The following is a 21647-nucleotide window of genomic DNA, read 5'->3' as shown; positions in this document are numbered from 1 at the left end:
GGGGGCTGTGGCGGCGGCTGGCGGGGCGGCTCGGGCGGGCGCGCGGGGGGTTCCGGCGGGCGCGGCGGCTCGGGCGGCCGTGGCGGGGGCGGCGGCGGGCGGCAGAGCAGGCGCCTTTCCCCCGCCTCGGCGTAGATGCGGGCGAGCTCGGCACGCAGCGCGCCTTCCCGCGCCTCCTCCTCCCGCAGGGCATCGAGGCTCGCGGTCGCGCGGTCGGGCACCGCGCATTGCGCCTGCGGCGTGGCGAACCAGCCGAAGGGATCGCGCCAGAGCAGCCACAGGGCGAGCAGCAGCGCCAGCAGCAGCAGCAGGAAGGCGAGCAGCCAGGGCCAGATGCTGCGCCTGGCCGCGACCGCCGCCGCGGGCGGGCCAACGATCGCCATGGGGGCCGCCGCGGTCGGCACCATGCGCACGAGCAATTCGCGCATCGCGCCGGCGCCCGCCGCCATGTGCCCCCAAGGCGCGAGCACAGGCTGCCCGTCCCGCACGCGGATCGCGCCCTGGTCCGGGATTTCCAGCGCGAGGCGCAGCAACTCGCCGAGGAAGCGGTCGCCTTCCGACGCCGACGCACGGAGCTTGTCCGCCGCGCCCTGGATCTCGGCGACCATGCGCATGAGGTCGGCGCGCACCGCCTCCTGCGCCGCGGGATCGAGGGAGGGCAGCGGATAGGCGGGGCCGCTGCCCGTCGCGTACCAGTCGATGCTGCCCTTTTCCGGGTCCGGGTTGGGTTCGGCGAACAGCGCGGCGTGGCGGGGCGACAGGGCGCGGCGCAGGTACTGCGTCAGCTGTTCCCAATGCTGCACCGCCAACTGCCCGCCCACGCCCTGGGCCAGCAGGTCCCGGTTCAGCGTGGTGGCGATCAGGCTCTCGTCCACGGGCTTGCTCTTTCGCCCCGGGTCAGCGCGGCGTGGCCGGGGCCACGGGCGTCGCATCCTGCGGCGGCGGGGGGGCGGCGGGCGCGGGTGCCGGCGCGGGCGATGCCGGCGCGGGTGCGGGTGCCGGCGATGCGGGCGCGACCGGTGCCGCGGGCGAGGCAGGGGCCGCGACCGGCGCCGGCTGGCAGGCGCCGGCGATGTCCGCGATCGTCACCCCGTTCGCCGCGAGGAAGGCGAGCACCGCCTCCGTCTTCTGCGCGTAGGAGACACGCTCCCCCTGTTCGGCGTTGAAGAAGCCGAAGGTGTTCACCCCCACCACGCGGCCGCAGCGGTCCACCAGCGGCCCGCCCGAATTGCCGCGGCTGATCGCCGCCGTGTGCGGCATCACCGTCAGCCCCGAGGCCAGCGCCTGCACCGCGCTGACGAGCCCGTCCGTCACCGCCAGTTCCGGGATCGCCTGGCTGTTGCCGTCGAGCAGCGCGCGGAAATTGGCGTCCGTCTGCATGATCGCCTGCGGGAAGCCGGCGGCGATGACGGGGTCGAGCCGGCTCGCCACCCGCGTCAGGCCGAGCGGCGAGAGCGCCGGGGCATCCGCCGGCAGCCGCAGCAGCGCGAAATCGGCCCGGCCGGGCTGCGGGTCCGGCGTCTGCGCCGCGACCTGAACGGTGAAGGGCCGGCCAAGCCGGCGGTTCACGACGTAGACGCGCGCCGGGTCGAGATTCGCGACGACATGCGCGTTGGTGACGATCACGCCGGGTGCCACGACGAAGCCGGTGCCCGTCCCCACCCCCTGCCCGTTCGCGAGCGGCCCGAGCACCAGCACCGTCGCCTGGTCGAGCAGTTCGATCAGCGAGCCCTGGAAGGCCTGCTGCCCCTGCGCCGGCGGCGGCATCTGGGCGGGCTGCATGGGCGTGATCTGCGGCGGCGTCAGCGGCGAGAGGCCGAAATCGCCGGGCCGGCAGACATCGCCGGCAAGCGCCGCGCGCGCCGCCTCGATCTCCCGCCGCAGCGCGTCGTTCGTCTCCCGCTGCCGGCCGATCTGCTCCGTGATGCGCGCCTCGTCCGCGACGGGCGCGACCAGGCGCTGCCCGGCGATGCGCTCGGCGATGAGGTTCCAGCCGAGCCAGAAGCCGAGGCCGAGGAAGACCAGCGCCACCAGCACGCCGATCGGCAGCAGCCACCAGTTCCAGGCGGAGGAGGTCGCGCGCGACGCGGGCGTCGCGGCGGCGGCCACGGGGGCGACGGGCGGCGGGGGTGGCGGCGGCGCGGCCGGGCGCGGCGGCGGGGGTGGCGGCGGCGGGGCGCGTGGGGGTTCTGCCACCGGGCCTTCGGCGGCGAGGGCCGGCGGCAGCGCCGCGCCATAGACGCCGCGCAGGTGCTGCGCCCGGCTCGCCGGGTCGCGCATCGCGCCCGCGGGGGCGAGGCCCCAGCCGGTGATGAGCGGCCGGTCCTCCAGCGCCAGGATCGAATCGGGGCCGGCCAGCACCAGCGCCCCGCGCAGCAGCGGGTCGCCCATCAGCGGCGCGAGGGCGGCGAGCTCGGCGGCCAGCCGCGCCTCGACCGAGGCACGACGCGCGGGCGGCAGGGCCGAGAGCGGGACAGGGTCGCCCGCCGCCTCCGCGTACCAGGACACCGAGCCGGGATTGCGCCCATTGCCCCAGGTGACGACGGGTTCGGCGAACAGCGCGGCGCGGTCGGGCCCGAGCAGCGCGCGGAGCCGTGCGTCGGCGTCCAGCACCGCGCCGCCGCCCATGGCGACGGGCTCGAGCCCCGTGAGGTCGGTCTTCAGGATGAAGCGCGGGCTCGCCATCGTGTCGTCGGCTCCGGACGGAAGGCTGCGGCGGCGCGGCCGATCCCCGCACCCCTTCGCCACTCTAGGCAGGAAGGATCATGCGGGAGAATGGCTTCGCCGTGGCGAGGATCACCTTGCGGCGGCGCAAGCGCCGCGTCGGTGAAGCGGTTCAGGCCTCGAGGACCACGTAGGCGTCTTCCACCCGCACCGCGAAGGTCTCCGCGACATAGGGGCCCTCGGCCAGTTCGGCGCCCGTGGCGACGGCGGCCGGGAAGGGCCGCACCTTGGTCCGGCGCGGATCGAACCAGGACTTGCCGGTGCGGATGTCGAACTCCCACTGATGCCAGGGGCAGCGGATGAATTCCCCGGCGCGGGAGAATCGGTAGGTGCCGGGCGCGTCGGATTGCGTCAGCCCGCACAGGATGCCGCCCGACAGCGGGCCGCCCTGGTGCGGGCAGCGGTCGAGCAGGGCGAAGAACTCTCCCGAAAGGTTGAAGACGACGATCCGCTTGCCGTCAGCCTCCACCACCTTCCGGCCGCCGGGGGGAATCTCGGCGACCGGCGCGACGACGTGCCGCGCCATCAGCGGCGAAAGAGGCGGCGGGCGTTGCCGCCATAGATCAGCGCGCGCTTTGCCTCGGGGATGGTCGAGGGAATGGCCAGCCGCGGATCGTCGAAATCCCAGTGCGGATAGTCGGAGGCGAAGAGGATCCGGTCCCAGCCGATCCATTCCATCGTGTCGAGCAGATGCTCGGGCCGCTCCGGCTCCTCGATCGGCTGGGTCGAGACGAAGACGTGCTCGCGCAGGTACTCGCTCGGCGCGCGCTTCAGATGCGGCACCTCGTCGCGCAGCCGCTTCCAGGTGGCGTCGAGCCGCCAGCCGAGCGAGGGCATCCAGGCGAAGCCGCATTCGATCATGATGACGCGGAGCGAGGGGAAGCGCTCGAAGATGCCCTCCACCACCATGGAACTGACCTGCGCCTGGGCGCTGGTGGCGTGTTCCTGCACTTCCTCCACATAAAAGGACGGCCAGCCGCCATTCGTCATGGCATGGCCCGAATATCCGAAGGCATGGATGCCGACGGGCAGGCCCGCTTCCGCCGCCGCCTGCCAGATCGGCCAGTAGCGCTGCCGGCCGAGAGGCTCGCTCGTGCGGCTCATCAGCAGCACCTGGCAGAAGCGCGGATCGCCCGCCCAGCGGCGGATTTCCTCGACCGAGGCGGCGCCGTCCTCATAGGGCACGACGATGGACCCGCGCAGCCGGTCCTCATGCCGCAGCCAGTGCTCGACCTGCCATTCGTTCACCGCGCGGGCGAGCGCGACCGACAGCCCGTCGTTCACATCCCCCTGGCCCGAGGGCTGCAGCGGGTTCAGCACGCCGATATCCATGTCGTAGCGGTCGAGCAACTGCTCCCGCAGGAAGGGCAGGTCCGAGGCCGGCGGCCCGCCGCCCGGCGGCCAGGCGTCCCGCCGGCAGGCGAGCGGCGCCGCCTTCGGGAAGGGATAGCCCTTGTGGAAGCCGTGCCGCGCGTGGATGCCGTAGGTGGCAAGCCGGTGCCAGGCGGCCTCCGTCATGAAGGGGCGGAACTCCGACAGGTCCCGTACCCGCGGATGGATGTCGACATCGACAAGGCCAAGCGTCGTGGCGGCCGGGCGACCCGGCGCGGCGATCGGGCGGACGAGGTTCATGCGGTTCCTCCTTCCCTCAGCCGAGCATAGGTGGCCCGCGGGTTCTCCACCATGATCTTCGGCAGCAGCCCCGCCGGCAGGCCGGTCGGCACGGTCGCGTCGCCCTCGAAATGCGCGTGCGGCCAGTCGGTCGCCCACAGCAGCATGTCGTCGGAGCGGAGATGGTCGAGCATGCGGGCCACCGTCTCCCCTTCCTCCGGCGCGTCGAAGGGGCGGATCGTCAGGCGCACCTGGTCGCGGACAAGTTCCGATGGCGGGCGGTCGACCCAAGGGATCTCGAAGCGCACGCCCTTCCAGCCCTTGGTCAGCCGCCACAGGAAGCCCGGCAGCCAGGAGACGCCGCTTTCGATCAGCACGATCTTGAGCGCGGGAAACTTCCCGAGCACGCCTTCGGTCAGCAGCGAGGCGAGGCTGGCCTGGAAGCCGAGAGAATTCGCCGCGTATTCCTCGACATACCAGGACGGCCAGCCGACTGAGGTGGGCGGATGCCGCCAGGCGCTGCCGGCATGGATGCCGAGCGGCAGCCCGTGCCGCTCCAGCGCGGCATGCACCGGCCACCATTCGCGCCGGCCGAGCGGGATCTCCCCCATGCACAGCACCAGGCCCTGCACGAAGCGGGGATCCGGCGCGAGGCGCTCGATCTCGGCCAGCGCTTCCTCGACGCCGTTGGGCAGCAGGATGGAGGCGCGCAGCCTGGCATCGCGGTCGAGCCATTCGGCGCGCACCCAGTCGTTCACCGCCCGCGCCATGGCGGCGGACATGTCGCGGCTGAAGGGCAGTTGCACCGGGAACAGCGGGTTCAGGATGCCCGTCCCGGTCCCCCAGCGGTCCAGCGCCTGGGATTGCAGCGCGCCGACATCCGCCGGCGGCTGCCCCTTCGCCCCGCGCCAGTCCGCGCGCACGGAACTCGGCGCGTTCGGGGGGTAGGAGGCGCTTTCGAGCGCCTCGATCCCGCGTTCGACCAGCGTATGGCGCCAGTACTCGTCCATGTAGGGCAGCAGCGCCGCGACGCCGGGCACGGCGGGATGCAGGTCGCAATCGATGGCGGCGATGGTCACGTTTCCTCGGCGCCCCTTCATCCGTGGCGACGGACGGCAGGTTCGGCCGGATCGCCCGCGCCTGCAATGGGCAGGCGGGTCAAGCCGCGCGATAGTCCCGCCATGGACCAGACCCTGCCCTTCGCCCTGCCGCTCGACGGCGCCTCCAATGTCCGCGACCTCGGGGGCTGGCGCGTCGCGGACGGGCGGCGCGTGCGGCCGGGGATGGTCTGGCGCTCCGCCGCGCTGCACGGGCTGACCGAGGCGGACCTCGCCCGGCTGGCCGAGGCCGGCATCGCGACCGTGTGCGACCTGCGCGGGGAACGGGAGGCCGCGCGCGCCCCGTCCCGCCTGCCGCCGGGGGCGGTGGCGCATCCGCTGCCGATCGAACCCTTCGTCGGCGCCTCGCTGCGCGACATGCTGGAACGCGGCGCGGCCACGGGCGAAGGCGCGGTGGAACTGCTGCGCCGGGCCTACCTGTCGTATGTCTCGGACCACCTCGACGCCTATCGGCGCCTTTTCGCGCTGCTGCTGGACGAAGCCCGCCGGCCGCTGCTGTTCCACTGCTCGGCGGGCAAGGACCGGACGGGCATCGGCGCGGCGCTGGTGCTGACGGTGCTCGGCGCGGACCGCGCGACCGTCATGGCCGACTATGTCGCGACGGACCGGCTCTGGCGGCGCGACCATCCGCTGCCGCCGGGCACGCCGCAGGCTGCGGCGGACGCCATCCTGTCGACCCATCCGGCCATGCTCGAGGAAGCGCTCGACGCGGTGCTGGCGCGCTTCGACGGGGTCGAGGGACTGGCGGCGGACGGACTCGGCCTCAGCCGATCCGGACTTGCATCATTCCGCGAGGCGCTGTTGGATTGAAGCGGCCGGGGGGCGCCCGGAGCCCTCATCCATGAGCAACTTCTACATTGTCGACAGGCGCGCGCCGCAATCGGGCCGCATGTTGGACTTCATCGCCATTCGCGGGCTGCGTGGGATGGCCGCGGAGCAGGGCGACATGATCCTGGAGATCGCCATGCGCGCGCACAGCGCGGCGGGCGCATCGCCCATCTCGACGCTGACGCTCGTGGCGCACGGGGCGCCCGGCGCGCTGCAGTTGGGGCTCGGCCTCAGCGAGCATACGGCGCATGACTTTTCCGTCCTGCGCAGTCGCATGCGCGGCGGGCCGCTCTCGTCCGTCCGCTGCTTCGCCTGCACCGCCGCGGCCAATGCCGGCGCGGACAAGTGGAACAAGGACGCACGCTTGAAACGGGCTGGGGTACGGCAGGCAGCCGGGCGGGCATCACGACCGGCCGCGGCTACCGGCTGCTTCAGGCGCTCGCCCGCGCGCTCGGCTGCGAGGCGCGCGGCCCGGTGCTGACGCAGTACCTGTCGGCGGAGGGCTACCAACGGATGCTCGACGGCGAGGCCTTCCGCGGGCCGGTGCTCGTCGTGGCGCCCGATGGGGGCTTCCGCGTCGAACATCCCGACGGCTCGGTACGCGACGGCGCCTCCTACGTCTGAGCGCCACGCGGCGGGGCCATGCGCCGGCGGGGATTGAGCCCCCTGCCCCGGCGCGCCACGCTGGCAGCCGATGGACATCCAGATCCCCCCGCCAGGCGCCGCGCAGGACATCCTGCCCGGCCTCCGCTGGCTGCGCTTCCCCCTGCCCTTCGCGCCCCACCACGTGAACGCCTGGCTGCTGGAGGATGGGGATGGCTGGCTTGCCATCGATGCCGGCGTCGCGAACGACGAAACGCGGGGGAACTGGACCGCGGCGCTGGGGGGTGCGGCCTTCGGCGGGCGGCCGCTCGCCGGCCTGCTGGTGACGCATTTCCACCCCGACCATGCCGGGCTGATGGGCTGGCTGGCCGAAGGCCATGGCGTGACGCCGCTGATGACGCGCATCGAATGGCTGCAGGCGCGCGCGCTCTGGTTCGACACGGGCGCAGAGATGATCGCCCACCAGGCGGAATTCGCACGGCTGGCCGGCGCGCCCGATGACTACGTGGCCTTCCTGCGCGGGCGCGGGCCGCTCTATGTGCGCTCGGTCGCGCCGCTGCCGCGCGCCTTCCGCTGCATCGCCGATGGCGACGTGCTGCGCATCGGCGGGCGGGACTGGCGCGTCATCACCGGCCAGGGGCATGCGCCGGACATGGCCTGCCTGTTCTGCGCGGAGGACCGCGTGCTGATCGCCGCCGACCAGATCCTGCCGCGCATCTCGCCCTATGTCGGGCTGCATGCGGGGGAACCGATGGGCGATCCGCTCGGCGCCTTCCTCGCCTCGCTCGACCGCTTCCGCGACCTGCCGGAGGACACGCTTGTGCTTCCTTCCCATGGCGAGCCCTTCCGTGGGCTGCATGCGCGGCTCGATTGGCTGGCCGCCCACCATGAGCAACGGCTCGCCGCGCTGGAGGAAGCCTGCGCCGTGCCGGCCAGCGCCCACGCCCTGCTGCCCGCGCTGTTCCGCCGCCCGCTCGACCAGCGCAACCTCGGCTTCGGGCTGGGCGAGACGCTTGCGCATCTGCGGCTGCTGGAAGCGGGCGGGCGCGTGGCGCGGGAGCCCGACGCGGCGGGCGTCTGGCTGTGGCGGCGGCGATGAGCGGCATGGACATCGCCGCCTTCTGCCGCGCCATCCCGAAGGTGGAACTGCATGTCCACCTGCTCGGCGCCATCCGGATCGAAACGCTGCGGGAGATGGCGCTGCGCCAGGGCGCGGGCTTCACGGAGGCCGAGGTCGCCGACCTCGCCCGCCGCGACGCGAAGCCCAAGGGCGTGCTGCACATCCTCCGCGCGCTGGAACAGCGCATCCTGCGCGGGCCGGAGGACCTGCACCGCATCGCCTACGAATACCTGGAGGACGCCGCCGCGCAGGGCGTCCGCCATGCCGAGATCTTCTGGAACCCCACGGGCACGGCGCGGGACTCCGGCATCTCCTATCGCGACGGCGCGGACGCGATCCTCGCCGCCTTCGACGACGCGAAGCACGACCATGGCGTCTCGGCGCTGCTGATCCCGTCCATCGACCGGGAGGCAACGCCCGAGGAGGCGGTCGAGATGGTCGCGTGGATGCGCGACCACCGGCGCGACCGCGTCATCGGCCTCGGCATCGACTACCGGGAGACGGACCGGCCGCCGGAGCTGTTCTGGAAGGCCTATCGCGACGCGAAGCGCGCGGGGTTCCGCCTGACCGCCCATGCCGGGGAGTTCGGCTGCCACTGGCGCAACGTGGAGACGGCGATCGACCTGCTGGAGGTCGAGCGGATCGACCATGGCTACACCGTGCTCGACAACCCGGCGCTGGCGCGGCGCTGCGCGGAACGCGGCATCGTCTTCACCGTGGTGCCGACCAATTCCTACTACCTGCGCACCCTGCCGCCCGAGCGCTGGGCGCTGGACCACCCGATCCGCCGCATGCCGCAGGCCGGGCTGCTGCTGCACCCGAACACCGACGACCCGCCGCTGCACCGCATCGACCCCGCCGGCTGCTGGCGCATGATGGCGGAGGATTTCGGCTTCGGCCTGGACGACCTGCGCCGCTTCATGCTGAACGGCATTGTCGGCGCCTTCCTGCCGGAGGCCGACAAGCGCGGCCTCGCCGCCACCTTCGTCGCCGAATACGACCGGCTTCGCGCCGGTATGGAGCAGAGCGCATGACCGCCGCCGACACCATCGCCGCCATCCGCGCCGATGCGCGCTTCGCCAAGGCCAGCGCGACGCTGGCCGCCGAGCATGCGCGCATCGTCGACGACCTGGTCACGCTGACCGAGATCCCCGCCCCGCCCTTCGGGGAAGAAAAGCGCGCCGCGGCCTATCTGGACATGCTCCGCGCCCATGGGCTCGAGGAGGTGGAGCAGGACGAGATCGGCAACGTCATGGGCATCCGCCGCGGCTTCGGCAATGGCGAGATGCTGGTCGTCGCGGCCCACCTCGACACGGTCTTTCCCGCCGGCACCGATGTGCGCGTGCGGCGCGAGGGAACGCGGCTGATGGCGCCGGGCATCAGCGACGACACCTGGTCGCTCGCGGTCAATCTCGGCTTCATCCGCGCGCTGGACGCGGCCGGCATCCGCACGCGGCAGGACATCCTGTTCGTCGGCGACGTGGGGGAGGAAGGGCTGGGCGACCTGCGCGGCGTGCGGCATCTGTTCGAGAAGGGCCGGCACCGGGAGCGCATCCGCGCCTTCCTGACCGTGGACAGCCCCGAGGTGGACCGCATCGTCGCCGGCGGCGTCGGGTCCCGCCGCTACCGCGTGACCTTCCGCGGCCCGGGCGGGCATTCCTACGCCGCCTTCGGCATCGTCAACCCGATGTACGCGATGGCGGAGGCGGCGCGCGCGCTCGCCGCGGTGGAGGTGCCCAAGGCGCCGCCGACCACGCATTGCGTCAGCATCGTCTCGGGCGGCACCTCGATCAACGCCATCGCCAATGCGGTGACGATGGAGGTGGACCTGCGCTCGGCCTCCGCGGCGGAGCTCGCGCGGCTGGATGCGCGCTTCCTCGCCATCGTCGAGGAAGCCGTCGCGGCCGAGAACGCGGCGCGATCGACCGCGGCGGGCACCGTCGCCGCCGAGATCACGCGCGTGGGCGACCGCCCGGCGGGGGAGACGCCGGCCGGCGCGCCGATCCGCGACATCGCCGCGGCCGCGGTCGCCGCCGAAGGCTACGCGCCGCGCTTCGAATTCTCCTCCACCGACGCGAACGTGCCGATGAGCCTTGGCATCCCCGCGCTCAAGATCGGCGCGGGCGGGCGCGGCGGGCGGGCGCATTCGCTCGACGAATGGCTCGATGTGGAACCCGCCGAGGCGCTGCGGGGGATGCGCACGAGCCTCGCCGCCATCCTGGCGCTGGCCGGGATGGAGGGGATTTCCTAGAGGTTGCGGCGCTCGGCCCGCAGCGTCGGCAGGCCGATCCCCGTCGCGTCGAAGCCGCCATCCACCGCGATGACCTGGCCGGTGAGGTAGGAGGCGCGCTCGCTGCACAGGAAGAAGATCGCCTCGGCGAGTTCTTCCTCGAGCCCGTAGCGGTTCAGCGGGATGGTGTCGTGGTAGTCGCGCCGGATCTCGGGCGTGTGCACGGCCTTGGCCATGGCCGTGTCGACCGGGCCGGGCGCCACGGCGTTCACGCGGATGCCCAGCGCCGCGAGCTCGACCGCCTGCTGCTTGGTCAGGTGCGCGAGCCCCGCCTTGCTGGTGCCGTAGGCGACGCGAAGCGTGGAGGCGCGCAGGCCGGAGATGGAGGTGATGTTCACCACCGCGCCGCCCCCCGTCTCGGCCATCAGGGGTGCGGCCGCCTGGGTCATCAGGAAGGGGCCGGTCAGGTTCACCGCCAGCACCCGGTTCCATTCCTCGGCCGTCGTCTCGAGGATCGGCTTGAACACCGCGGTGCCGGCATTGTTGACCAGCGCGTCGAGCCGGCCGAAGCGGTCCCGCACCGCCGCCATGGCGGACGGGCCGCTCGCCGGGTCGGCGACATCGGCGGCGATGGCGAGCGTCGCCTCTGGCCTGGCGATGGCCGCGATCGCCCCATCCAGCAGCGCCGCGTCGATGTCGAGCATGGCGACGCGCCAGCCCTCGGCGATGAAGCGGCGCGCGGCGGCGAGGCCGATGCCGCGCCCCGCGCCGGTGACGAGCGCGACGCGCGTGGGGAAGGAAGTCGTCATGGTCTGCTCCGGCGTCGGGGGGCTGGCGGGCGGCGCGGCCTCAATCCGTCGCCATGACCTTCACGTAGGACCCGGGCGCGTCCTCGATGGCGGGCAGGCCGCCCTCGCCCGGGATTCGCGCCGGCACCATCGCCTTGTCGAGGCCCGACACCCAGCGATGCCAGTCCGGCCACCAGGACCCGGCGAGCTCGGTCGCGCCCTTGAACCAGGCCTCGGCCTCGGGCGGCAATTCCTCGTTGATCCAGTGGCTGTACTTGCCCGCATCCGGCGGGTTGGCGACGCCCGCGATATGTCCCGAGGCGGCGAGAACGAAGCGGATCGGCCCCTTGTAGATCTGCGTCGCGCGATAGGTGGAGATCCAGGGCGCGATGTGGTCCTCCCGCGTCGAGAGGATATAGGCCGGCACCTTGATCTTCCGCAGGTCCAGCTTCACCCCGTCGAGCTCGACGCCGCCGGGCTTCACCAGGTCGTTCTGCTGGTACATGCGGCGGAGGTAGAAGCTGTGCATCTTCGCCGGCATCCGCGTGGAATCGTCGTTCCAGTACAGCAGGTCGAAGGGGAAGGGCTCCTGGCCCATCAGGTAGTTGTTCACCACGAAGGACCAGATCAGATCGTTCGCGCGCAGCATGTTGAAGGTGGTGGCCATCTCCTGGCCCTCGAGGAAGCCGCGCTTGTGCATCTTCTCCTCAAGCGCGGCGAGCTGCTCCTCGTCGATGAAGACGCCGAGTTCGCCCGCTTCCTCGAAATCCACCATGGTCGTGAAGAAGGTCGCGGACTTCACCCGCGTGTCCTTCTTCGCGGCCATGTGCGCGAGGGTGGAGGCGAGCAGCGTGCCGCCCAGGCAGTAGCCGATGACGTTGGCACCCTTCTCCCCCGTCGCCTGCTCCATGGCGTCGAGCGCGGCGTAGGGTCCTTCGCGCATGTAGTCCTCGAAGCCCTTCTCGGCGAGCTTCGAGTCCGGATTGACCCAGGAGACGACGAACACCGTGTGCCCCTGTTCGACCGCCCAACGGATGAACGAGTTCTTCGGCCGCAGGTCCAGGATGTAGAACTTGTTGATCCAGGGCGGGATGATCAGTAGCGGGCGCTTGAGCACCTTCTCCGTCGTCGGCGCGTACTGGATCAGCTGCATCAGGTCGTTCTGGAAGACGACCTTGCCTGGCGTGACGGCGATGTTCTCACCCACCTTGAACTTGGTGTCATCCGTCATGCGGATCTTGAGCTGGCCGCGGCCGCGCTCGAGGTCGCCCAGCAGGTTGGACAAGCCGCGCAGCAGGTTCTCGCCGCCCGTCTCGGCGGTCCGCCGCAGCACCTCGGGGTTCGTCATCAGGAAGTTCGTCGGGCTCATCGCATCGACGAACTGGCGGGTGTAGAAATCGACCTTCTGCGCCGTCTTGGGCTCGAGCCCCTCGGTCCCCTCGACGACGTGGCGGAAATAGCGGGCGGACAGCAGGTAGGACTGGCGGATGAAGTCGAAGACCTCATGGTCCCGCCAGGCCTCGTCCTTGAAGCGCCGGTCCTTCTGGTCCTCGGCGATCACGGGCGAGGGATCGTCGCCCATCATGCGACGCGCCGTGTTCTGCCAGAGCGTCAGGTAGTCGTGCCAGAAGCCGAGCTGCGCCTGCACCAGCCGCGCGGGGTTTGCCATCAGCCGCGTCGTCATCTCGAGGAAGGCGTTGCCGATCTTCAGCGGATCCGGGTCGGCGGGGGAGCCGGCCTGGCGCTTGAGGAAGTCCGACACGATTCGCTGACCGCGCTCGGCGACATCCGCCATGGTCCGACTGACCAGGGCGGGATCGGGAAGCCGGAAGGCGGTCGGTGTTCTGTCGTTGTTTTCGGCCATCTGGCGTTCCGGATTCGAATCGATATGCCCAAGCCTTCGCGGGCCGACCGATTCCGGTTACGCCTGCCACCCATGCGGGATGCAGCGCGATGACCGTTCGGGTGGGCCGCCTGGCCGGCGAAAGCCACGGTAGGGGCCGGGGCCGGGCCGATCAAGCACGCGCCGCCGCCGCGGCGGCGCTTCTGCTGCTGGGTGGATGCACCGGCGGCCAGGGGCCGGAGTCGATCGGCCCGCTGTTTTCCCGCATATTCGGCCCGGCGAATGAGGGCCGGGAAAGGCCGCCCGGCGCCGATGCGCCCTTTCCCAACCTGGGGACGATCCCGCCGCGCCCGGCTGTCGCCGACCCGGCGGTGCGCAACGCCCTGACGGCCGCCCTGGCCGAGGAACGCCAGCGCAGCCGCAACCCGCTGGACCCGGAGATGCGCCCCGAACCCATGCGCCCGGCCCGGACGCGCGGCGATGGCAGCATGCCCATGGCCCCGCCCGGGCCGCCGCCGCTGGCTGCCGCCCCCCGCGTGCCGTGGGAGGAAGCGCCCGTCCTGCCGCGCCCCGCACCGGCCGCGCTTCCGGCCCCCGGGCCGGGGACGCCACGCCCGCCCCAGCCGGCGGCCGCCCCGGCGCCCGCCCCTGCCCTGCCCGACATCGGCACGGCGCCGCCGCCCCCGCCGCCGGCCGAACTTCTGGCCCCAGGCTCCGGGCCGCCACCGCCGCCGAGCCCGGATCTGCTGGCGCCTCGCACACGCTGAACGCGGCGATACACAGGGGGCGGACCTTGCTCTATAGGTCGCGCCCCTTCCACCACGGACCTTCGCCATGACCGAGGATTTTCACCGCATCCGCCGCCTGCCGCCCTACGTGTTCGCCGAGGTGAACGCGGCCAAGGCGAAGGCGCGCGGCGCGGCGGAGGACATCGTCGACCTCGGCATGGGCAACCCCGACAGCCCGACCCCGCCGCACATCGTGGCCAAGCTGATCGAGGCCGTGCAGGACCCGCGCACCCACCGCTATTCCCAGTCCAAGGGCATCCCCGGGCTGCGCCGCGCGCTGGCCGGCTACTACGCCCGCCGCTTCGGCGTGAAGCTGGACCCGGAGACGGAGGTGGTGGCGACGCTCGGCTCGAAGGAAGGCCTCGCCAACCTCGCCCAGGCGATCGCGAGCCCGGGCGACACCATCCTGGTGCCGAACCCGTCCTATCCGATCCACCAGTTCGGCTTCATCATCGCCGGCGCCTCGGTCCGCTCCATTCCCTACACGCCGGACGATTCCATGCTGGCGGCGATCGACCGGGCGGTGCGCCATTCCGTGCCGAAGCCGACGGCGGTGATCGTCAACTTCCCATCGAACCCGACCGCGCTCGTCGCGCCCATCGAGTTCTACCGGGAACTCGTCGCGCTCTGCCGCAAGCATGATCTCTTCATCCTCTCGGACCTCGCCTATGCGGAGCTGTATTTCGGCGACGTCCCGCCGCCCTCCGTGCTCGAGGTGCCGGGGGCGAAGGACATCACGGTGGAATTCACCTCGATGTCCAAGACCTACAACATGCCGGGCTGGCGGATGGGCTTCGCGGCGGGCAACCCGCGGCTGATCGCGGCTCTCGCGCGGGTGAAGTCCTACCTCGACTACGGCGCCTTCACGCCGATCCAGGTCGCCGCCACCGCCGCGCTGAACGGGCCGCAGGACTGCATCGAGGAGATGCGGGTGCTCTACAAGGACCGCCGCGAGGTCCTGGTGAAGGGCCTGCGCGCCGCTGGCTGGGACGTGCCGGCGCCGGAGGCCTCGATGTTCCTCTGGGCGCCGATCCCCGAGCGGTTCCGCCACCTCGGCTCGGTCGGCTTCTCGAAGCTGCTGCTCGAGAAGGCGAAGGTCGCGGTCGCCCCGGGCCTCGGCTTCGGGGAACATGGCGACGAGCATGTCCGCATCGCCCTCGTCGAGAACAACCACCGCATCCGCCAGGCGCTGCGCGGCATCAAGGCGTTCCTCGTGGGGGACAATGCCGCGCCGGCGGATGAGAAGCAGGAAGCCCTGAACGCATGAGCCGTCCCATCTCCGTCGCGGTCGCCGGCCTCGGCACCGTCGGCGCCGGCGTGGTCAACCTGCTGCGCGCCAATGCCGACATCATCGCCGCGCGCGCCGGCCGCCCGATCGCGGTGACCGCCGTGTCCGCCCGCGACCGCACGCGCGACCGCGGCGTGCCGCTGTCCGGCCTGCGCTGGTACGAGGATGCCGTCGCACTCGCCGCCGACCCGCAGGTCGAAGTCGTGGTCGAGTGCATCGGCGGCTCGGACGGCAAGGCCAAGGCGCTGGTCGAAGCCGCGATCGCCGCGGGCAAGCATGTGGTGACCGCCAACAAGGCGCTGCTCGCCGTGCACGGCGCGGGCCTGGCGGAAGCGGCCGAGGCGAAGGGCGTAGCACTCGCCTTCGAGGCCGCGGTCGCCGGCGGCATCCCCGCCATCAAGGCGGTGCGCGAAGGCCTCGCCGCGAACCGCATCTCCCGCGTCGCCGGCATCCTGAACGGCACCTGCAACTACATCCTGACCACGATGCGCGAGCAGAAGCGCGAATTCTCCGAAGTGCTCGCGGAGGCACAGAAGCTCGGCTACGCCGAAGCCGACCCGTCCTTCGACATCGACGGCATCGACGCGGCGCACAAGCTCGCCATCCTCGCCGCGCTGGCCTTCGGGCGACCGGTCGATTTCGGCGCGGTGCATGTGGAGGGGATCCGGGAGGTCAGCGCGCTCGACATCGCGCTGGCCGAGGAGCTCGGCTACCGGATCAAGCTGCTCGGCATCGCGCGGCGTGAGGATGGCGGCATCTCGACGCGCGTGCATCCCTGCATGGTGCCCGTCTCCGCCCCCATCGCGCGGGTCGACGGCGTGTTCAACGCGGTGGTGGCCGAAGGCGACTTCGTGGGCCGCGTGATGATGGAAGGCCGCGGCGCGGGCGCGGGGCCGACGGCCTCGGCCGTGGTCGCCGACCTGATCGACATCGCGCGCGGGCGCTTCACGCCGGTCTGGGGTGCTGCGACCGCCGCGCTGAAGCCGGAACCCTCTCTGCCGATGGAACGCCACACCGGCGCCTATTACCTGCGCCTGATGGTCGTGGACCGGCCCGGCGTGATCGCGGACGTGACCGGCGTGCTGCGCGACCATGCGATCAGCCTCGAATCCATGCTCCAGCGCGGCCGCGCGCCGGGGGAAGCCGTGCCCGTCGTGCTGACCACGCATGAGACTAGCGAGGCCGCCGTGCGCGCCGCGCTCGCGCGCATCGCGGCGCTGGACGCGGTGGTGGAGAAGCCGGCGCTGATCAGGATCGAGGCGCTGTAGGGGCGCTATCCGGTCAGCCAGACGCGGCTGGCCGGATCTCCTGCTCTCAAGGCCATCGATCCCGCGGCACGAAATACGGCCGCTCCCACTCGGCGTGCCCGGAGCCTGCCGCAGCGGCGGCCGGGCGGGGACTGCCCGAATCCCTTGGCTGGTATAGACTGGCCGGGATCATCAGGAGGAAACCCCATGCCCGAGTCAGGCGCCCCGCACGGGCTTGTCGTCGACCGCAACCTGGCGCTCGAACTCGTCCGCGTGACGGAAGCCGCGGCGCTGGCCGCTTCCCGTTGGATCGGCCGCGGCGACAAGAACGCGGCCGACGGCGCGGCGGTGGAGGCCATGCGCAAGGCCTTCGACACCGTCGCCATCACCGGCACCGTCGTGATCGGCGAGGGCGAGATGGACGAGGCGCCGATGCTCTACATCGGCGAGAAGGTGGGCCTCTACGCGCGCACCGGCGGCGGGCCCGAGGTCGACATCGCCGTCGATCCGCTGGAGGGCACCTCCATCACCGCCAAGGGCGGCCCCAACGCCATCGCCACCGTCGCCCTGGCCGAAAAGGGCGGCTTCCTGCATGCCCCCGACATCTACATGGACAAGATCGCGGTCGGCCCCGGCCTGCCGGACGGCGTCGTCAGCCTCGACGCCAGCCCCGAGCAGAACCTGCGCGAACTCGCCAAGGCCAAGAAGGTCGAGGTCAGCGACCTGATGGTCTGCACGCTCGACCGCGACCGCCACAAGGACCTGATCAAGGCCTGCCGCGCCGCCGGCGCGCGCATCACGCTGATCGGCGACGGCGACGTCTCGGGCGTGATGAACGTCAGCCAGCCGGAAGCGGGCATCGACATCTACATGGGCTCGGGCGGCGCGCCGGAAGGCGTGCTCGCGGCCGCCGCGCTGCGCTGCATCGGCGGCCAGATGTATGGCCGCCTGATGTTCGAGACGGAAGAACAGATCGCCCGCGCGCGCAGCATGGGCATCACCGACCCCAACCGCGTCTACGCGGTGGAGGAGATGGCCCGCGGCGACGTGATGTTCGCGGCGACCGGCGTGACCACGGGGGCGATGCTGCGCGGCGTGCGCCGGTTCTCCGGCGGCGCCTACACGCATTCGATCGTCATGCGCTCGAAGTCCGGCACGGTGCGCTACGTCGAGGGGCACCACAACTTCGCGCGCAAGCCCTCCGCCTTCGTGGCCTGACACCGTCATGGACGGGACTGCGGACGCCGCGCCGGTCCTTGGTGTCGCGCGCAGCGTGACCGGCCGGCGCTGGGTCTGGCGCCCTGCGGATGCGCGCACCGGCCTCGGCATCGCCCAGCGCCTGGGCCTGCCGGAAATGGTCGGGCGGCTGCTGGCCGCGCGCGGCATCGGGATCGAGGCGGCGACCGGCTTCCTCGAGCCGACGCTGCGGGCGATGATGCCCGACCCTTCCGCGCTGATGGACATGGAGGCGGCCGCGGACCGCCTGGCCGCCGCCGTGCGCAGCGGCGAACATGTCGCCGTCTTCGGCGACTACGACGTGGACGGCGCCTGCGCCGGCGCGCTGATCTCACGCCTGTTGCGCGACCTCGGCTGCGAGGTCACGCCCTATGTCCCCGACCGGCTGAAGGAAGGCTACGGGCCGAACGCGCCGGCGATCGCCGGGCTGTGCGACCGCGGCGCGACGCTGATCGTGTGCGTCGATTGCGGGATCGCCGCGGCCGAGGCGCTGGCGGCCGCCGAAGGTCGCGCGGATGTCGTCGTGCTCGACCACCACAAGGCGGAAGGTCCCGCGCCGCGCATCCTGGCGGCGGTCAATCCGAACCGGCTCGACTGCACATCCGGCCTGCACAATGTCTGCGCGGCCGCCGTCGCCTTCCTCGCCGGCGCGGCGACGGTGCGCACGCTGCGCCGGGCCGGATGGTTCGCGCGCCGGACCGAGCCCGACATGCTCGCGCTGCTCGACCTGGTGGCGCTGGCGACGGTCTGCGACGTCATGCCGCTGGTCGGCTTCAACCGCGCGCTGGTGGCGCAGGGGCTGAAGGTGATGGCGCGGCGCGGGCGGCCGGGCATCGCGGCCCTGCTCGACGTGACGGGCGCGCGGGACGCGCCGACGGCGCACACGCTGGGCTTCCTGCTCGGGCCGCGCATCAACGCCTCGGGCCGCATCGCCGAGCCCGATCTCGGGCTGCGGCTGCTGCTCTGCGAGGACCCTGTCGAGGCACGCGCCATCGCCGAGAAGCTCGACGCGGTGAACCGCCGGCGTCAGGAGGTCGAGAGCGAGGTGCTCGGCGCCGCCCATGCCATGGCCGAGGCGCAGGCCGATGCCGGGCGCGCGGTGCTGCTGCTGGTGGGCGAAGGCTGGCATCCCGGCGTCGTCGGCATCGTCGCGGGGCGGATGAAGGAACGCTTCAACCGGCCGGCCTGCGTGGCGGGCCTGGCGGACGGGCTGGCGAAGGGTTCGGGGCGGTCGGTGCCGGGCGTGGACCTTGGCGCGGCGGTGATCGCCGCGCGCCAGGCCGGGCTGCTCGAGACGGGCGGCGGGCACGCGATGGCCGCCGGATTCTCCTTCCGCGCCGGCCGGGCGGAGGAAGTGCACGCCTTCTTCGAGGAACGTCTGCGCCACGCCGCGCTGCTGCCGACAGCCGCCGACCTGCTGGTGGAAGGCGCGATCAACGTCGTCGCGGCGCAGACCGACCTGGCGCAGGAGGTGGCGCGCCTGGCCCCCTTCGGGCCGGGCAATGAGGAGCCGATCCTCGCCATCCAGCGCGCCCGCGTGGTCAAGGCCGACCGCGTGGGCAAGGAGGGCGCGACGATCCGCGCCATCGTCGAGGGCGAGGATGGCGGGCGGCTCAAGACCATCTGCTTCCGGGCGAAGGACGGGCCGCTGGCGCAGGCGCTGCTCGCGCAGGACCGCGTGCCGATGCACCTGTGCGGCCATCTGCGGGCGGAACAGTGGAACGGCCAGGTGACGCCGTCGCTGCAGGTGGTGGACGCCGCGCCGGCGTGACCGCGCCGGGGGCTATTGACCAGCCGCGCCCTGGGCAGTAACCCGGCGCCCGGCCAAGTCCCGTTCGTCTAGAGGCCTAGGACACCAGCCTTTCACGTTGGCAGCACGGGTTCGAATCCCGTACGGGACGCCACTTCCGACGAAACCGAGAACCATTCGCCCGCGGCGCCGCGCAGTTCGGCGCGCGATCGGAGCACGCCGCGCGCATCACGCTCGCCGCCGCAGGCCCACGGCCCACAGGGTGGCCGTTCATGTGGTGGAAGGGCGCGCCTCGCTGTCGGCGCGACCGCGCAAGACGCCATGGCGCCGATGCCGACCGCCCGAATGCTGATGGGCGGCATCGGTCGATCCGAGGCCCAACCCGGCTCGCCGACGCCCGGCGACGCCATCCGCAACGTCCCCGCAGCGCAACGCCGCGGCGCCGCATCCCTACGCCTCGACCGCCCCCTGCAGGCGCCGCATCAGGCCGGTGTCCCGGTCGTAGAAATCCGGGCGGAACTGGATCGTCCCGTCGTCGTCGAGGAAGGCGGTATGGTAGGTCACGAAGACGGGCACCGGCCGCGGCAGGCGGGTGCGGACGGTGTCGCCCTGGGCGATCTTCCGGTCGATCACCTCGATGGGTTCCCGCATCAGCAGCGCAGCCAGTTCGCGCGGATTCTCCACGCGAATGCAGCCGCGGCTCATCTGCCGGTTGCCGCGGCTGAAGATGAACCGGTCCGGCGTATCGTGCAGGTACACGTCGAAGCGGTTCGGCATGTCGAACAGCACATAGCCCAGCCCGGCGGTCGGCCCGGGCATCTGCTCGACCTCCCCATTCGGGCGCATGACCATGTTGTTGCGTGCCAGGTAGTCGGGCTCCCGGGCGATCCGCGGCAGGATCTCCGCCTCCACGATGTCCCGCGGGACCACCCAGGGCGGGTTGAAGAATCCCGCCTCGATCAGCGCGTCGAATTCCGGGCTCTGGTTGCGTTCCGTGACGTCGCCAACGACGACCCGCGTCGTGAAGACCGGCCGCCCGCCGCGATAGAACACCAGCCGCTGGTTCGGGATGTTCACCCAGACGCGGTCCGGCGGCAGCTGCCGCGGCAGCCAGCGCTCCCGCTCCATGTTGACCTTCAGGCTGCGCAGGCGCGCCGCCGCCTCTGCCGCCGCAGCCGCGGCCGCTGCCGCCGTCCTCGGGCGCGCCGCGGGTGCCGCCTCGGTCCGGCGCGGCGCCAGCATCATCGCCCGCAGCGCGAGGTAGGTCTGGGTCTGCGGCGCCAGGGCTTCGATCTCCTCGACCGGGTCCTCGCGCAGGAGAGCACCGTCCAGCACCTCCACCACGTCGACCGGGCGCGGCGCCAGCGCCTCGAACCCCTTCCGCCGCTCGGCGGGCACGGCGCCATGCGCCAGCGCCGCGGCGTAGGACAGGACCGCGTTCGTGAGGATCAGGTCCCGCTGCAGCGTGGGCAGGGTCTCCATCCCCCGCAGCAGCGGGGCGTGGAACAGGTCAGGATCAAGCCCGTGATCGGCCGCGCGCAGCACCTTGGCGACGAGGGCCTCCGCCTGCGTCTCGAGCCCCGTCCAGACCGGCCGGTAGCCTCGGCGCTCGTAGAAACGCCGCAGCAGGTCGGCATCGAGCGACTGCCCGCCGACCTGCAGCGACTCGGATCCCTCCAACAGGCCGGCGAGTTCGCCATCCGGCCTCGGCCCGGCGCCGCCGCGGTTCGCCCGCGGCTCCGATCGCCCGCCGCAGGCACCGAGTCCCAGGGCAGAGCCGAGCAGGGCGGCCCCGCCAGCCAGCGTCCGGCGCCGCGAGAGCCGAGTCGGACAGGACGTCCATGGTCGCGGTTCGCCTCGTCTCATCCCACACTCCGGCGCGCGCGACACGACTTCTCCTCATCCCCCCGCTGTGTCCGGCAGCGAGCCGTTTGACAGAGATATGAGCATTGCCGTTCAATCAAAAAGTGTCCATGCGCCAAACGATGGAGATCAACGAGATGCGTTCTGCTTCCAAGTCCAACGGCCGGTCGGGGCTTCTCCGTCACACCGCGCTGCTCGTCATTCTGGCGCCGCTGCTGCTGCTCGCGGCCTGCGCGCCCGAGCCCCCGCCGCCGCCGGCCCCCGCCCAGGTGAGCCCGCCGCCGGCCCGCGTTCCGCCCGCGCGCGGCTGAGGACGCCCGCGCGGCGCCTCCGCGTCGCGCGTCGGCGCCTTCAAGGCTTTGCCTAGGCGCGCCTGTCGGGCGCGCCTCCAGGGTACCGAACGGGGTTGCTGCCCGTTCCACGGGGCGTGCGAGCATGAGCCATCCAATGGCTCGCGCTCGCCGCCCTTTTTCCTTGGCCGCCGATCAGGCCCCGATCGCGCTGTTCCGGGCCGGCCGGCGCATTGGGGCGCCGCGGCCTGCCCACGGGCGCTTGGTCCCCGCTTCGATGACTGGCGCGCCCGATCCTGATCCGCGGGACGCCCGCGCGG

Annotated in this window: 20 protein-coding genes and 1 tRNA gene; 13 read left to right on the top strand and 8 right to left on the bottom strand. The window is 72.3% G+C overall.

Annotated features, from left to right (window positions below):
- From J5Y09_RS05770 to J5Y09_RS05750, 5 genes are all read right to left on the bottom strand, one after another.
- On the bottom strand, positions 1-875 hold an 875-nt coding region (locus J5Y09_RS05770; RefSeq protein ID WP_209350791.1), incomplete at its 3' end, for a hypothetical protein.
- 22 nt (positions 876-897) lie between these two features.
- Positions 898-2685, bottom strand: a complete 1788-nt coding sequence (locus J5Y09_RS05765) for a S1 family peptidase (protein WP_209350790.1) — start codon at positions 2683-2685, stop codon at positions 898-900.
- 151 nt (positions 2686-2836) lie between these two features.
- Positions 2837-3250, bottom strand: coding sequence for a Rieske (2Fe-2S) protein (locus tag J5Y09_RS05760; RefSeq protein ID WP_209350789.1), 414 nt, complete (start codon positions 3248-3250; stop codon positions 2837-2839).
- Complete coding sequence (locus tag J5Y09_RS05755) at positions 3250-4356, bottom strand: amidohydrolase family protein (RefSeq protein WP_209350788.1); 1107 nt, start codon at positions 4354-4356, stop codon at positions 3250-3252. Before J5Y09_RS05755 ends, J5Y09_RS05760 begins: the two co-directional genes overlap by 1 nt.
- A complete protein-coding gene (locus J5Y09_RS05750; RefSeq protein ID WP_209350787.1) occupies positions 4353-5414 on the bottom strand; it encodes an amidohydrolase family protein in 1062 nt (353 codons plus the stop codon). Before J5Y09_RS05750 ends, J5Y09_RS05755 begins: the two co-directional genes overlap by 4 nt.
- A 102-nt stretch (positions 5415-5516) precedes the next feature.
- Between J5Y09_RS05750 and J5Y09_RS05745 the strand changes: the two genes are divergently transcribed.
- From J5Y09_RS05745 to J5Y09_RS05720, 6 genes are all read left to right on the top strand, one after another.
- A complete protein-coding gene (locus tag J5Y09_RS05745; protein WP_209350786.1) occupies positions 5517-6263 on the top strand; it encodes a tyrosine-protein phosphatase in 747 nt (248 codons plus the stop codon).
- A 31-nt stretch (positions 6264-6294) separates the two neighbouring features.
- The gene (locus tag J5Y09_RS05740) at positions 6295-6762 is read left to right on the top strand and encodes a hypothetical protein (protein ID WP_209350785.1); all 468 of its coding nucleotides are present in this window, start codon (positions 6295-6297) and stop codon (positions 6760-6762) included.
- On the top strand, positions 6756-6905 hold the full coding sequence (locus J5Y09_RS05735) for a hypothetical protein (protein WP_209350784.1): 150 nt from the start codon (positions 6756-6758) through the stop codon (positions 6903-6905). The genes J5Y09_RS05740 and J5Y09_RS05735 overlap by 7 nt, the downstream gene beginning before the upstream one ends.
- Before the next feature lie 70 nt (positions 6906-6975).
- Positions 6976-7983 carry an MBL fold metallo-hydrolase gene (locus tag J5Y09_RS05730; protein ID WP_209350783.1) on the top strand — a complete coding sequence of 336 codons (1008 nt, stop codon included), beginning with the start codon at positions 6976-6978 and terminating at the stop codon, positions 7981-7983.
- A 5-nt stretch (positions 7984-7988) separates the two neighbouring features.
- Positions 7989-9038 carry an adenosine deaminase gene (add, locus tag J5Y09_RS05725; RefSeq protein ID WP_209350782.1) on the top strand — a complete coding sequence of 350 codons (1050 nt, stop codon included), beginning with the start codon at positions 7989-7991 and terminating at the stop codon, positions 9036-9038.
- Complete coding sequence (locus J5Y09_RS05720; RefSeq protein ID WP_209350781.1) at positions 9035-10255, top strand: M20/M25/M40 family metallo-hydrolase; 1221 nt, start codon at positions 9035-9037, stop codon at positions 10253-10255. Before add ends, J5Y09_RS05720 begins: the two co-directional genes overlap by 4 nt.
- Here J5Y09_RS05720 and J5Y09_RS05715 read toward each other — a convergent pair.
- Both J5Y09_RS05715 and J5Y09_RS05710 read right to left on the bottom strand, forming a co-directional pair.
- The gene (locus J5Y09_RS05715) at positions 10252-11043 is read right to left on the bottom strand and encodes an SDR family NAD(P)-dependent oxidoreductase (protein ID WP_209350780.1); all 792 of its coding nucleotides are present in this window, start codon (positions 11041-11043) and stop codon (positions 10252-10254) included. The two genes, J5Y09_RS05720 and J5Y09_RS05715, sit on opposite strands and share 4 nt — an antisense overlap.
- A 40-nt stretch (positions 11044-11083) precedes the next feature.
- Positions 11084-12886: a PHA/PHB synthase family protein gene (locus tag J5Y09_RS05710; RefSeq protein ID WP_209350779.1), complete on the bottom strand. Its 1803-nt coding sequence runs from the start codon at positions 12884-12886 to the stop codon at positions 11084-11086.
- 89 nt (positions 12887-12975) lie between these two features.
- On the opposite strand from J5Y09_RS05710, the gene J5Y09_RS05705 reads away from it, so the two are divergent.
- The 6 genes from J5Y09_RS05705 to J5Y09_RS05680 all read left to right on the top strand — a co-directional run bounded on the left by J5Y09_RS05705 (position 12976) and on the right by J5Y09_RS05680 (position 19328).
- Positions 12976-13632, top strand: a complete 657-nt coding sequence (locus J5Y09_RS05705) for a hypothetical protein (protein ID WP_209350778.1) — start codon at positions 12976-12978, stop codon at positions 13630-13632.
- Positions 13633-13699: 67 nt separating this feature from the next.
- Entirely contained in the window at positions 13700-14920 is a 1221-nt protein-coding gene (locus J5Y09_RS05700) for an LL-diaminopimelate aminotransferase (RefSeq protein WP_209350777.1), read from the top strand.
- Positions 14917-16209 carry a homoserine dehydrogenase gene (locus J5Y09_RS05695; protein WP_209350776.1) on the top strand — a complete coding sequence of 431 codons (1293 nt, stop codon included), beginning with the start codon at positions 14917-14919 and terminating at the stop codon, positions 16207-16209. The genes J5Y09_RS05700 and J5Y09_RS05695 overlap by 4 nt, the downstream gene beginning before the upstream one ends.
- A gap of 186 nt (positions 16210-16395) precedes the next feature.
- Entirely contained in the window at positions 16396-17406 is a 1011-nt protein-coding gene (glpX, locus tag J5Y09_RS05690) for a class II fructose-bisphosphatase (protein ID WP_209350775.1), read from the top strand.
- Positions 17407-17413: 7 nt separating this feature from the next.
- Complete coding sequence (gene recJ, locus J5Y09_RS05685) at positions 17414-19195, top strand: single-stranded-DNA-specific exonuclease RecJ (protein WP_209350774.1); 1782 nt, start codon at positions 17414-17416, stop codon at positions 19193-19195.
- A 57-nt stretch (positions 19196-19252) separates the two neighbouring features.
- Positions 19253-19328, top strand: a tRNA-Glu gene (locus J5Y09_RS05680).
- A 296-nt stretch (positions 19329-19624) separates the two neighbouring features.
- Here the strand turns inward: J5Y09_RS05680 and J5Y09_RS05675 are convergent.
- Complete coding sequence (locus J5Y09_RS05675; protein WP_209350773.1) at positions 19625-20854, bottom strand: L,D-transpeptidase scaffold domain-containing protein; 1230 nt, start codon at positions 20852-20854, stop codon at positions 19625-19627.
- Between the two features lie 293 nt (positions 20855-21147).
- Between J5Y09_RS05675 and J5Y09_RS05670 the strand changes: the two genes are divergently transcribed.
- Positions 21148-21348 carry a hypothetical protein gene (locus tag J5Y09_RS05670; protein WP_209350772.1) on the top strand — a complete coding sequence of 67 codons (201 nt, stop codon included), beginning with the start codon at positions 21148-21150 and terminating at the stop codon, positions 21346-21348.
- The last annotated feature ends 299 nt before the right edge of the window (positions 21349-21647 follow it).

The organism is Roseomonas nitratireducens (genome assembly GCF_017813355.1).
GTDB lineage: Bacteria > Pseudomonadota > Alphaproteobacteria > Acetobacterales > Acetobacteraceae > Neoroseomonas > Neoroseomonas nitratireducens.
Note: the sequence above shows the minus strand (reverse complement) of the source record. Positions and strands in the feature narration are given on the sequence as shown.